Here is a 13,175-nt window from a genome sequence, read left to right as displayed (position 1 = left end):
CTTTTGCATTTTCTGGCTTTATTCACAACTGAGAAAACATAGATTTTTTACACTATCAATCTGTTTTTTGATAGAATTTAATCTATGAAAGGTTGAAGCCCGGAGGAGCACCGTTGATTCACGCAACGCTACATCAGCTCAAAGTTTTCGAAGCAACGGCTCGACACGGTAGCTTTACGCGTGCAGCTGAAGAGCTTTATCTAACGCAACCCACTGTTTCAATTCAGGTGAAGCAGTTGACAAAAGCGGTTGGTTTGCCGCTATTTGAACAAATTGGCAAGCGCCTCTTTTTAACCCAAGCAGGTCAAAAACTGTTAGAAACCTGTCAAGAAATTTTTGAAGGTTTGTCCCAGTTTGAAATGGCGGTAGCTGACCTTAAAGGGATGAAGCAGGGGCAACTTCGTTTGGCCGTTATCACTACGGCTAAATACTTCGTGCCCCGGCTGTTGGGGCCATTTTGCCACCGCTATCCGGGAATTGACATTTCTCTGAAGGTGACGAACCATCAGCACATTCAAGAGCGCATGGCCAACAATGAAGACGATTTATACATTATTAGCCAGCCACCGGAACAGCCTGACCTCAAGATTTATCCCTTCCTAGAAAATCCGCTGGTGGTATTAGCGCCCAAAAGCCACCCACTGGTAGGGCAGTCTAAAATTCCCATTACCGCCCTGAACGACGAGCCGTTTATCATGCGAGAACCCGGTTCAGGCACGCGGCAGGCGGTGCAAAAGCTCTTAGAAACGCACAAAATCGATGTCAAAGTGCGTTTAGAACTGGGCAGCAATGAGGCAATCAAACAGGCGATCGCAGGCGGTTTGGGTATTTCTGTGCTGTCTCAACACACCATTATTTCTGAAGGCACAACGGGCGAATTTGCCATTCTTGATGTCGAAAATTTTCCCATCGAGCGGCACTGGTATGTGGCGCACCTTGCAGGTAAACAGCTTTCGGTGGTAGCAGAGAGCTTTTTGGAATATTTGATGGAAGAGAGTCACGAGCTAGCAGAAAAGTTTTTGCCCAACTTAGGTCGCGACTCACTCAAGCAACAGCTTGCCAAAACAGCCGTCTCTGGGGCGGCTTAAGCTCACTTTGCCGCCATCCAATTGCTACCGGCATGAACTTCGACTTTCAGCGGTACTTTTAGGCCAACGGCGGTTTCCATCGTATCGGCAATCCGGGTTTGCAGATCGGCCCATTCTTCCGGCGGAATTTCAAATACCAGTTCGTCATGAACCTGAAGCAGTAGACGAGCCTGGTACGGTTTGAGCAGTTCGTGCAGGCGAATCATGGCAACTTTAATAATGTCGGCGCTAGAGCCTTGAATCGGCGCATTGGCGGCAGCGCGTAGGTAAGCCGCATCATAGCTACGCACTTTGAGCTGATCGAGATCAACTTCATTGGGATCACTACCCTTAAGCCCCTTTAACGTGCGGCTATCAAAATTAAAGTAGCGGCGACGACCCATGATGGTTTGCACATAACCATAAGCGATCGCTTCTCGCTGCATCTGCTGCAAGTAGGCAAAAACGTTGGGATAGCGTTGGTTAAAGCGATCGATAAAAACCTTAGCATCGCTACGGCTAAACCCAGACTCGCGGGCAAAACGGGCTGCTCCCATACCGTAAATAACGCCAAAGTTAATAACCTTGCCCAAACGCCTTTCTTCAGCCGTAATCTCGTCTTTTTCAAACAGCAGTCGCGCCGTTAGCGTGTGTACATCGGCTTGATTGCGGTAAGCCTCCACCAAAACGGGTTCGCCGCTAAGGTGAGCCAGAATGCGTAGCTCAATTTGAGAATAGTCAGCCGCCACCAGTAACCAATTTTCGGCTGGAATAAAGGCTGCTCGTATTTGACGGCTAAAGGCTGTACGAATTGGAATATTTTGTAAATTAGGATTTGAAGAAGACAGCCTCCCGGTTGCTGTAATTGCCTGATTAAAGTCTGTATGCACACGTTGGGTATCGGGGCGGACTAAGGCGGGCAAAGCATCAACGTAAGTCGATTTCAGTTTGGCTAATGTGCGGTGTTCTACAATCAAATCCACGACAGCGTGATCGCCTTGCAGCTTATCTAAAGTAGCGGCGTCGGTTGAATAGCCGCCCGACTTGAGCTTGCGAGACTTACGCTTGTCTAAGCCGAGTTTGTCAAATAGCAGTTCGCTAAGCTGCTTGGGAGAACCGAGGTTGAACGTTTCTCCGGCGGCGGCGTAGGCTTTCTTTTCAATCGCTTGCAGATCAGTTTCTAGCTGGTGGGAGAAGTTGTTGAGATAGTCTCGATCAATCCGAATACCCTGGTATTCCATCTCTGCCAGGACAGGCTCTAGCAGCACTTCCACGTGACTAAAGAGAGTGGCTAGCTCTGGCACTGTCGCCAACGCCTGCTGAAGCGGAGCTACCAGATGAAAAGTGGTATAGACATCGGTGCCGCAATAACGGGCGACCCTGGCAATGTCTAAATCGGCGATCGACTGCCCCTTGGGAACCAAGTCGCTGTAGCTTTCACTCACAACGTTGAGGTATTTTAGCCCCAGCTCGCTGAGATTGTGGCTAGATTCGGGGTTGATCACATAGCTAGCTAACATGGTGTCAAAGACCACCCCTTTGAGTTCGATGCCCTGGCACCGCAACACCAGGCGATCGAACTTGGCATTTTGTAAGGCTTTAGGATGGCGATCGCTTTCTAAAATGGGTCGCAAAGCGGTGAGAACCGTTGCTACAGAAAGCTGCTCACCTTGCTTGTGCCCGGTGGGAATGTAAGCCATATCGGCAAGGCTAGGCCCCCAGCAGCAGCCAATTCCTACCAGTTCGGCATCTCTGGGTTCGATCGCCGTGGTTTCGGTATCCCAGGCTACGGGGCTGCTGGTAGCCGTTAGGGTTTGCAGACGTGCCACCAACTCGGCTAGCTGATCCTGGGTTTGAATAACCTGGGGTTTAATTTTAGGGGCGGCAATTGGCTGCAACTGAGCCTGGTCGGTTTCCTCAGCGCTAAAAAAGGCTAGATCGGGATCTTCAAACGCATCTTCGGCGGCGACGGGGGCAGCAACAGATGCAGAGGCGAACTGATCGACGTCGAGCGCTTCGCCACCAAAGGCGACTTGCAGCTTGGGAAGGCGACTCAAAAAGTGAGTAAACTCTAGTTTTTTTAAGATGGGGGCAACTTGGTTAAGCTCAAAACCTTCTAGCTTACAGTCGGCTAGGTTAGCGTTGAGGGGCACATCTAGGACGATACGCGCCATCTGTTGCGAGTGATAGGCTTTTTCTCGATCGGCTTCAAGCCGTTTTTGTGCCGCGCCCTTGATATTAACCAAGTTGGCGTAAATTTCATCTAGCGATGAGTATTCACTTAAAAGCTTAACAGCCGTTTTGGCTCCAATGCCTTTGACCCCTGGAATATTGTCTGAAGCATCGCCACACAGCGCTTTGTAATCTACCACCTGGTGGGGGGCAATGCCCAACTTTTCGATGACTTCGGCGGCCTTAAACTCTTTGGCTAGCGACTGTCGGCCTCCTTTGGCAAAAACACTGCCCAAATGCAACACAGAAACTTGCCCTGCTGGATCAATGAGCTGAAACAGATCTTGATCGCCGCTGAGAATTTTGACGCGATAGCCAGCGAGCTGAGCCTGAGTAGCCAGGGTGCCAATGACATCGTCAGCTTCGTAGCCGGGAGCTGTCAGCACTGGCAAGTTAAAGGCTTGCAGCAGTTCTTTGAGGTTATGAACATCTTCTAGAAATTCTTCTGGCGTTTCGGGTCTGCCGTCTTTGTAAGAATCATCTAGCTGATGTCGAAAGGTGGGCTGCTCTAAATCAAACGCAACAGCCGCGTAGTCGGGTTTTTCTGCTTCCATCATGTCTAACATGGACTTGAGAAAGCCATAACAGACGCTAGTTGGAATGCCAGTAGACGTCCGCAATCCGCCTTCAGAGCCTCTTAAAAAAGCAAAGTAGGCGCGAAAAGCCAGCGAATGCCCGTCAATCAGCATTAGGGTGGGCGGGGAAGTTTTGCTCTGAGCAGTCACAAACTTATGGGGCAAAGGACTCTATCAATTGTAGTGGCAAAAAAAATCGGCCCCGATTTCAGGGCCGAATAATTAAAATGCTTAGCATTACGTTGTTCTCTCAAGTGGAGGAAACCTGCTGAACGCTCCCACACGCCAGCAAATTACAGACTTATACATCTGCTCTCCAATTACTTATTGTATCAATGAGTACCAAATTTTTTTATAAAACTTTACAACTTTTCTGCCTAAAGACATAACCTTTTCTGATGATTAAACGATAAGCGCGATCGCGTTTGCTGCTTCTACAAAGCAGAGACCGGTTCTGCCGGGGTGAGATGAGGCTGCTGAGCGATCGCCTGCGGTTGTCCCCATAAGACCTGTTCGCGTTTGTAAATCACCATGCCCGGTTTGGCACCTTTGGGTTTGTAAACGTTTTTCGGTTCGGTATAAATGACGGGTACCTGGTCGGCTTGGCGAGCGCGGCTAAAGTAGGCGGCTAAGTTGGCGGTATATTGTAAGTCGGCTTCATCGGGTACGGTACCCGGTTCTAGCCGCAGCAGCACATGACTGCCAGGAATTTCTTGGGTGTGAAACCACAAATCGTAGTCAGTGGCGACGCCAAAGGTCAGCTTGTCGTTTTGCCGATTGTTGCGACCGATAATGACTTCAAAGCCGTTAGGCGTCTGGTAGCGATAAAAGCGGGTTGGTTCGGGCGATCGCGAACTGCCTTCACGCTGGTTAGGATCGCTGAGGTAACCCTGGGCAATTAGCTCTTCGTAAATTTCTTGCAAGGCGGTTAAATCGCTGGCATCTTCGTAGTGGTCTAAAGGCAATAGCGCCGCTTCAACCTGCTCTAGATAGTTCATTTCTGCTCTCACCTCAGCCAGCAACGGGGCGACAGCTTGACGAGCGCGTTTGAGCTTTTGGTGCTGCTTGTAAAGCGCTTGCGCGTTTTGAATAGCGTTTTTTTCGGGGTTGAGAGGAATCTGCACCGGATCGCCCGTGACAAAATCGGCCAGGGTCATGCTTTTCATGCCGGGTTGCCACTGATAGGCATAGGCCATGAGTAAATCGGCCTGTTGCCGTTGCTGATCGGCTTGATCAGACTGTTGCAGACGGCTCAAAAAAGTAGATTCTTTTTGCCGCAGTTTTTTCAGGAGATATTGCAGTTTTTGCGTAATGCGGTGGTGCAACTGCTGAAAAAGCTGAAGATTGAGTTCGTGCGTATAGTACTGCTGCAACAACGCTTGCACGGTTGCTATTGGTTGCGTCATCCCTAAGCCAATCACGGTATAGCCTGTTTCGCACCAACCCGGTTGAAAGTCGCCCTGCTGAAGCTGCTGTAGCCAGCGCTGCCATTGCTGAAAGAGCCGTTGCCAGTCTGCCTCTGTCAAACTTGCGGTAGATTGGCTGGGATCTAAGTTAGCGGCTTCAATTAGCGATCGCACTAAAGCTGAACTCAGCCCGCCATACACCTGCATCATCATTTTCTTTAGCCCACCTGGAATCAGGCTAATGCGTTCTTGCCAGCTAGCCTGAGTTTCTTGCAAGCTCGGCAGCGGGTCGGTGATGGCCGGGGGGGGTTGATAGAAATCTCCGGTTTGAATGGGGCGCACCCTCGATTGCGCTTCACTGACCTGATGGGCAGCGGTCACAATTTGCTGCTGGGCGGTGGTCAGAATGGCATTGCTATATTTGCCCATAATCTCAACATAGAGATGCCACTGGGCGGGGTCATCAGGCCGTTGGCCAAATTGCAAATCGAGCACTCGCTCCCAAGGGGCGATCGCCTCAATTTTGATCAGCGCTAATCCATTGAGCTGATGCTTAAGCTGCTGGCTAAAGGTAAACGTGTCGGGCAGGCGGGGCGGCGCTTCTGCGATATGCAGGCGGGCGGCTTGCGGGTGCCAAGAAATAGTCAACCAACCGCGCTGTTGGAGGGTGCGCAGGGCAATGCAAAGGGTGTAGCGATCGCGCTGATATACCTGTTCACAACGGGAAGGAAGCCATTCTGAACGCAGTTCGTGACCAGCCGCAATCAGGGTTGTAAAGTCAACAGGTTGCATCTCAAAACCACACAAATAATGAAAGACAAGGCTCTTACTTTGGCGGATCCATCGCGCTTTTAGCGGCTGCTTTTAGTCGATGTAGCTCGCTCGCTTTAGTCTTGGCCTTAGCGCGATCGCCTTAATTTTTTTTTAGCTACCATTAAGTCTAAAGGATCTCTTTCTTAACGTCCGGCTCGGTTCTTCCACGCAAATTATTTATGGACATTAAGCTCATAAACATTGGATTTGGCAACATTATTTCTGCGAACCGAGTGATTGCTATTGTCAGTCCGGAGTCGGCACCGATTAAGCGAGTCATTACGGATGCTCGCGATCGCGGCGAGTTAGTGGATGCCACCTATGGTCGCCGTACGCGCGCTGTTATTGTTATGGACTCTGGCCACATTATTCTCTCAGCTATTCAACCCGAAACGGTAGCGCACCGCTTTATTCCTAGCAAAGAAGGGGCAACCGATACCTAACTGCTGCCTGTGCTTTCTGAGCCAATTTAAGGCGATCAAAATCCGTATATTTGACGATGAAAAATCAGCAATTCGTTTGGCTTTGACAATTGCTCTGTATTTATTCTGGTTTGCGCCAATCTGTCGTTAAATTTGCCTGCAATTTCCGGACGTGTATCTAAATTTCCTGAAGAAACAAGCAGTTCCTGACCTTCTTTTCGTCCTTTCTGGGAGTGGTACTGCTACCCATGCAGCGATATCAGTATCTTCATCAAATTCAGTCCCTTGATCCGGTCACTCAGCATCGCCAGATTTGTCAGCTATCAACTGGCTATGAGTTTCCCTGGGCGACCAATCGAGCTTTAGAAATTGCCCTGCTGCGTACGTTTTGTGTGCCCAGCATTGCCGCCATTTTGCAGCAAACGGGAAAGTTTATCCATCATTCTCAAAACCGCTACGACGATACCGGGTTGCTCATCGCTAACATCTTGCACTGGGGCTACGATAGCCCGCAAGGATCAGCGGCGATCGCCCGCATGAATCAAATTCACGGTCGTTATCGAATTCATAACACCGACTATCTCTACGTTTTGTCTACGTTTATTTTTGAACCAATTCGCTGGAATCAGCGTTTTGGCTGGCGGCCTTTGTGTGAGCAAGAGCGCTTAGCCCTCTTTTATTTTTGGCGAGCGGTCGGAGAGCGGATGCACATTCAGCATATTCCTACGACCTATGAGGCTTTTGAGCAGTTTAATCAAGATTTTGAGCGCCAGCATCTCAAATACTCAGAAGCTAACCGCCTGGTTGCTGACGCGGTGTTAAAAATGCTGTTGAGCTGGTTTCCGGCCTTGGGGCAACCGCTGGTTCGATCTAGCGTTTATGCCCTGCTAGATGACACCATGCTGGCCGCTCTAAACTGGCCGCAACCAACGCCGCGATCGCGTCAGTTTGTGACGAGCGCGCTTAAACTTCGTCAGCAAGCCTTGCGCTGGCTACCGCCGCGAAAGTCTTCTGGGTTTAAGCCTGCCCCGATGATGGAAGGCCATTTAGCCCCAGCCGAGACGTTAGATCAAGCGACATCTGCTCCTTTTCCACCGCGATCGCGCTGCCCGTTTCATCAAATTTTGCAGCTCTCTCGCTAGGCCAACCTCTAGAGAGCCGGGGCGAGAGATGGATCTACAATGGGTTTAGCCTAAAACCAGGCTGTGCAGTTTAGCGGCTCTTTCGGTAATGTCTGCCTCATCGCCTCGTCCAGCGTCAGTAGAAAAAGTTGTCAAGCGCTTTCAACGGGTTTCTGACCCGAAACGGCGCTATGAGCAACTGCTGTGGTTTGCCAAAAAGCTAGAAGCGTTTCCTGAAGCTGAAAAAACGCCGGAAAATAAAGTGCCCGGTTGTGTTTCGCAGGTTTATGTAATTGCCAGCTTGGCTGAAGATGGCACGGTGGCTTTTCAAGCCGACTCAGATGCTCAAATTACAAAAGGGTTGGTGGCTTTGCTGATCCAGGCGCTCAACGGGCTAAAACCGATTGAGATTGTGACGCTTTCGCCTGATTTTATTCAAGAAACGCAGCTAGATGTCAGCCTGACGCCTTCGCGAGCCAATGGCTTTTTCAATATCTTCAAGATGATGCAAAAGAAGGTATTGCCTTTTGTTGAAGAACTGCCAACTGAAGTTGCGATCGCCACAGACTGATGAGCCAAGACTATCCCTACCCCAGAGATCTGATTGGCTACGGACAAACTCCCCCAGATCCACAATGGCCGCAAAACGCCCGCCTAGCGCTACAGTTTGTGATCAATTACGAAGAAGGGGGCGAAAATTGTATTTTGCATGGGGACGCCGCCTCTGAAGCGTTTTTGTCTGAAAGCGTGGGGGCGCAACCGCTGCTGGGTGTCCGCAATTTAAATATGGAGTCGATGTATGAATACGGCAGTCGGGCTGGATTTTGGCGGTTGTATCGACTCTTTAGGCAGCGACAGTTACCCGTGACGGTGTTTGCGGTGGCGATGGCGATGGCGCGCAATCCAGAGGCGATCGCGGCGATGACCGCAGCCGATTGGGAAATTGCCAGTCATGGCTACCGCTGGATCGACTACCAATACATCAGCGCTGAAACGGAGCGATCGCATATTCGCCAAGCCATCGAGATTCATACCCAAGTGGCCGGTCAGCGGCCTTTAGGGTTTTACCAGGGGCGGGTCAGCCCGCATACGCGCTATCTGGTGTGTGAAGCTGGCGGCTTTCTTTACGATTCTGATAGCTATGCCGACGACCTGCCCTACTGGGTGCATGACTACGGCCAGCCGCATTTAGTGGTGCCCTACACCCTCGACAACAACGATATGCGCTTTGCTACCTACGCTGGCTTCAACGCTGGCGATCAGTTTTTTGCTTACCTGCGCGATGCCTTTGACACGCTTTACCAAGAAGGGGCAACAGCCGCCAAAATGATGAGTGTGGGGCTGCACTGCCGCCTCGCCGGACGCCCCGGACGCACCGCAGCCTTGGCCCGCTTTTTAGACTATGTGCAAAGTCACGACCAGGTTTGGATTTGTCGTCGGGTAGACATTGCCCGCCACTGGCACCAGCATCACCCTAGCGGACAAACTTGAGCTTGCGGCAGGCATAGGCGCACATGCGCAACAGCACGAACCCTTCTTTGACATGGGCAATGTTAGATTCGCCATAGCTGCGGGGCTGATAGCGAATCGGTACTTCGACAATGTGCAGATTCAGCTTGGCTGCGCCAAATAGCAAATCAAAGTCGCCAAAGGGGTCAAACTCGCCAAAGTAAGCCCGTCCGGCGGCAATCCGTTCGTAGTCGCTACGCCAGAGTACCTTAGTGCCGCAGAGGGTATCTTTCAACCGCTGTTCTAGCAAAAAGGAAAACAGCAGAGCAAAAAACTTGTTTGCCAGGGTGTTTAACCAGGGCATGGCTTGGCGCGATCGCGGATAAACCAACCGTGAACCGTTGATAAATTCACCCTGTCCAGAGGCGATCGCCTCAAAAAAGTGGGGCAAATCTTCGGGCGGTACGGTTAAGTCGGCGTCCAAAATCATCAGCACGTCTCCAGACGCCTGCGCAAACCCCAACCGCACCGCATCGGCTTTGCCTTTACCCGTTTGCTGCAAAGCCTTGAGCGAAAAAGCCCCCCGATAAGTTTGCAGCAAATTTTGAATAGCCTGCCAGGTGGCATCGCTAGAATGGCCTTCAACAAAAATGACTTCGGTATGGCTGCCAAGCTGGGGCAAACGGGCGATCGCGTCTGCAATGTTCCCGGCTTCGTTGCGGGCTGGAATAATCACGGAACAACTCGGATTTGGCGATCGTTGCCCTAGACCCGGTTGGGGACGGGCGACGACATAGTTAGTCAAGGCCAAATGCTTAATTAGCGGTAGCGGCGCGAGATAGCGATTTGCCAGGTCAGATAAGCCCGGAATCCGCTTTGGCAGCAGCAGGCGTCGGCCTCGCTTTAGCGGCACATAGCCCGTAATCGATACCAGATTCACCACATCATCCATCGATAGCCAGCTATGCACAGGCTGAGGTCGGCGTTGCCCAGTGGCATCGGCAAGTTGCAGCAGCGGTTCCCAAAGGTAGTTGTGAAAGGTCAAAATTAAGCGGGTGTGGGCATGGCAGAGGGGTTGTAGCCGTTGCAACACGCTTTGAATGTCGCTGAGGTAGCCCAACACCCCCGACAGCACAATGTAGTCGAAAGGGGCGGACTGATCGCCTAAGTCGCTTGGTTCTAACGTTTCGGCGTCTACACAGTAAAAGTGCAGATGGGGATGTTTTTGCTGGGCAAGGCGAACCACCGCAGGCGAAAAGTCAATGCCGACACCCAGGCTAGGAGCCAGCGATCGCAGCAAATTTCCGGTGCCACACCCCACTTCTAGCACCCGGCTAGCGGGCGGCACCAAAAACTGATGCAGGCGTTCTAAATCGCGGTAGTAGTAACGATTGCGATCGCTCCAGCGATCTAGCTCTGGAGCCATGCGATCAAAATAGGCTTTAATCTCGGCTTTGAGCAGGTCTTTAGAGCGGTTGATTGGCTGGGGCGCTGGCGCTTGAATCACGATCTCTCACGGTGGCACACTGGGCTATTTTCCCACAGGCCAGCCAGCAGCGATCGCGGTAGGTTTTGACCAGGCGATCGCTGCTGACTACGGGGTTAATTGAGCCGACAGCGTTTGGTCAGAATCACCATCACTTCGTTAGGCCGTCCGGTAGAGAGCGGGCGGCTCCAGTCATTAGGTTCGGCGTAGTCTTTCAGGTGCAGATGGTGGATCTCTTGCCGCACGCAGGGCAAAGAACCAAACATCATTAGCCGCACCGTTTCACCATTACCAGAAGGGGTGCTGTCGGGAAGGGCGATCGCAGGAATTGAGCGATCGCCGCTGCTTGTCTCTTGAAACATGGGTTATTTACTCCGTTTTGGGTTTGAGTCTGGGCGGGAAGCCAAAAACCAAAGTGCTGAGCCGAAAGCGCTTTGAACCCCTTCTGCCCTTTGCTTTCTGGTTTCTGCCTTCCCGTATCCCAGAACCCAAAAACTTAGCCACCCCGCAACATTGCAGCGCAAAGCGAGGTGGCTAAGGGTAAAATCACCCCTAGACCATCCCGAACTGCCTTAGAGTTTGGGGGGTTTAGGCTCCTGTTGGTGCTGGTAACACCTTCAGGAGTCGCTAGGTTTTTGAGTCTGTGTAAAAAGCTGTAACGTTTGAACCGTCTACAGCTTAATGGGTGAGTTTAGGGCATGCAGGCGATCGGCGTCAATAGTGATGTGATTGTGGGTATTGAGTTGGGTTGAATGGGGCAGCTTGACCACGGAAATAGCAAACAAACCTTAAATATTTCAGGTAGCTACCAAGAAGGCTGATTATACTGACTTATTCCACCTATTTACCCATATCGGGATCTTAGGCGGACATAATTCCACCTATTTACCTGTATGGGGATCTTAGGTGGCAACTTTCCCTCTAATCAATAGTTGGGCTGCTTCGGCTTGACGGTAAGGGCAGTGGTTTAGAGATTGTCTGTAAGAATCTAGGTCAAGTTATTGTGAAAATTATTGCAGCGCCCTGAAATTAGAACTATTGATCGGATTAGTGCTTCAAGAAGCTTCTTCAGTATGTCTTGGGCCAAACTAAGATTGAGTTGTTCTAAATGGTGGCTATATGGGATTCAGATTTAGAAAATCGGTAAAAATAGCGCCAGGTGTCAAGATCAATCTCAGTAAAAGCGGAGGTAGCCTATCTCTTGGAGGTCGGGGAGCGACAGTTAATATAAGTAGTCGAGGAGTTCGCTCCACATATAGTATCCCCGGCACAGGAATCAGTTATGTCAAACAAACCTCTTCGGGCAGCAACACAAGGTCTAGCGCTTCTCATTCAAGCAACAGGTCGGCTTATAAAGAATTACTGAGGCAACAGAAGGAGGAGGAGAAGCAGAGACTATTACAAGAAGCAGAAGAAGGCTATAAACTTTTTCAAGCAAAAATTGATTCATTAGCAAATATATTAAAAAATAGAGAGAAGCAGCCTTTCGACTGGGGGAGCTTAACTGCCCCAAGAGGGGAATACCAACCTGAAATTTATGAGCCTCCGGGTTTTACAGAGCCAGAAAAAACCTTCTCGAAGGAAACGCTGAGGCAGGAAATAAAAGGCAAAAACTCCAGATTTTATATTACATATTTCTTGATAGGAATAGGTTTTATCCTCCTGTTCCAAAGCTTTTGGGCTTCGCTTTTGGTGTTAGTTTTAGCAGCAGCAAGTTACGTTTTTGAACGAAACCGATTAGATAAGTTATGTGAGCAACGCTTGCAAACTAGGCTGAAGGAAGAAAATGATAAGTTTAATCGTAGCAAGCAGCGAACTTATAAAGATTACTTAGCTAAAATTGAGCTAGAAAAGACAGAGCATCAAAATACTCAGGAGGAAAGAAAGCAAATTTGGAATAGCGAAGAACAATATCGAGGACGATTAAGAAACGCTGTAAATTCACAAGATCCGGAGCCGCTTGCAGAGCTGCTCGAAGTCGAGCTTTCTAATGAAGATTTACCAATTCCTCTTGTCTTTGATATTGAGTTCGTAAACGTTAGCTCTGTTTGTATTTTCATGGAGCTTCCAGAGTTAGATGTAGTTCCTGAAGAAAAAATGAGTTTAACTAAAACTGGTAAGTTGTCTTCCAGAAAAATGGCTCAGAAAGACAGGTTCAAATTATACTCTGACATTTGTACTGGTTTAACTTTACGCCTAATCCATGAGACATTCAGGGTGATTCACTCTGTAGATATAGTAGAACTTCATGGTTTAACTGAACAAGTAAATCCAGCTAACGGACACCCTGAAAATATTACTTCCCTCTACATTAAGATTTCAAAGCAAGATTTTGAACATTTGAATTTAGATTTCTTAGATCCAACATCAGCATTTGCAAGTTTAAATGGTAAATTCGCCTGTAGTAAAAAGGGTGAATTATTATCTCTTAAGGCTTGATGGATCAAGTGCGATCTGATCTCCCGTAGGTTGGGTTGAGAAACGAAACCCAACAGCACAAACTTTCCTACTCCCAACCCACCTTGTCCGCAAATATCACCTCCTTATCAGCTCCCCAATCATCTGAATAGCAACCCTGCTCAACATAACGATGGAAACTCGAAT

10 protein-coding genes are annotated in these 13,175 nt (G+C 49.7%); 6 read left to right on the top strand and 4 right to left on the bottom strand.

What is annotated here, in order from left to right; all coding sequences use genetic code 11:
* Positions 1–113 precede the first annotated feature (113 nt).
* Positions 114–1,088 carry a LysR family transcriptional regulator gene (locus tag ACTS3T_RS17155; protein WP_377966787.1) on the top strand — a complete coding sequence of 325 codons (975 nt, stop codon included), beginning with the start codon at positions 114–116 and terminating at the stop codon, positions 1,086–1,088.
* Positions 1,089–1,090: 2 nt separating this feature from the next.
* Here ACTS3T_RS17155 and polA read toward each other — a convergent pair whose 3' ends face one another.
* Positions 1,091–3,988, bottom strand: coding sequence for a DNA polymerase I (gene polA / locus ACTS3T_RS17150; RefSeq protein WP_377966800.1), 2,898 nt, complete (start codon positions 3,986–3,988; stop codon positions 1,091–1,093).
* A gap of 320 nt (positions 3,989–4,308) precedes the next feature.
* On the bottom strand, positions 4,309–6,072 hold the full coding sequence (locus ACTS3T_RS17145; protein ID WP_377966788.1) for an Rqc2 family fibronectin-binding protein: 1,764 nt from the start codon (positions 6,070–6,072) through the stop codon (positions 4,309–4,311).
* 200 nt (positions 6,073–6,272) lie between these two features.
* Here ACTS3T_RS17145 and remA point away from each other — a divergent pair, with 200 nt between their 5' ends.
* The 4 genes from remA (at position 6,273) to puuE (ending at position 9,127) form a co-directional block, all read left to right on the top strand.
* Positions 6,273–6,536 carry an extracellular matrix/biofilm regulator RemA gene (gene remA, locus ACTS3T_RS17140; protein ID WP_377966790.1) on the top strand — a complete coding sequence of 88 codons (264 nt, stop codon included), beginning with the start codon at positions 6,273–6,275 and terminating at the stop codon, positions 6,534–6,536.
* A gap of 227 nt (positions 6,537–6,763) precedes the next feature.
* Positions 6,764–7,657, top strand: coding sequence for an oxygenase MpaB family protein (locus ACTS3T_RS17135; RefSeq protein ID WP_377966792.1), 894 nt, complete (start codon positions 6,764–6,766; stop codon positions 7,655–7,657).
* 88 nt (positions 7,658–7,745) lie between these two features.
* A complete protein-coding gene (locus ACTS3T_RS17130) occupies positions 7,746–8,207 on the top strand; it encodes a SufE family protein (protein WP_377966794.1) in 462 nt (153 codons plus the stop codon).
* Positions 8,207–9,127, top strand: coding sequence for an allantoinase PuuE (gene puuE / locus ACTS3T_RS17125; RefSeq protein WP_377966796.1), 921 nt, complete (start codon positions 8,207–8,209; stop codon positions 9,125–9,127). The genes ACTS3T_RS17130 and puuE overlap by 1 nt, the downstream gene beginning before the upstream one ends.
* On the opposite strand, the gene ACTS3T_RS17120 is transcribed toward puuE, so the two are convergent.
* Both ACTS3T_RS17120 and ACTS3T_RS17115 read right to left on the bottom strand, forming a co-directional pair.
* Complete coding sequence (locus ACTS3T_RS17120; RefSeq protein ID WP_462935287.1) at positions 9,111–10,511, bottom strand: glycosyltransferase; 1,401 nt, start codon at positions 10,509–10,511, stop codon at positions 9,111–9,113. The two genes, puuE and ACTS3T_RS17120, sit on opposite strands and share 17 nt — an antisense overlap.
* A 176-nt stretch (positions 10,512–10,687) precedes the next feature.
* The gene (locus ACTS3T_RS17115; protein ID WP_462935278.1) at positions 10,688–10,933 is read right to left on the bottom strand and encodes a hypothetical protein; all 246 of its coding nucleotides are present in this window, start codon (positions 10,931–10,933) and stop codon (positions 10,688–10,690) included.
* 757 nt (positions 10,934–11,690) lie between these two features.
* Here ACTS3T_RS17115 and ACTS3T_RS17110 point away from each other — a divergent pair.
* The gene (locus ACTS3T_RS17110; protein WP_462935277.1) at positions 11,691–13,010 is read left to right on the top strand and encodes a DUF4236 domain-containing protein; all 1,320 of its coding nucleotides are present in this window, start codon (positions 11,691–11,693) and stop codon (positions 13,008–13,010) included.
* Positions 13,011–13,175 lie beyond the last annotated feature (165 nt).

It is taken from the genome of Almyronema sp. (genome assembly GCF_052168255.1).
Lineage (GTDB): Bacteria > Cyanobacteriota > Cyanobacteriia > Phormidesmidales > Phormidesmidaceae > Sphaerothrix > Sphaerothrix epifaneia.
The sequence above is the reverse complement of the archived record's forward strand: the minus strand, read 5'-3'. Positions and strand labels throughout refer to the sequence as shown.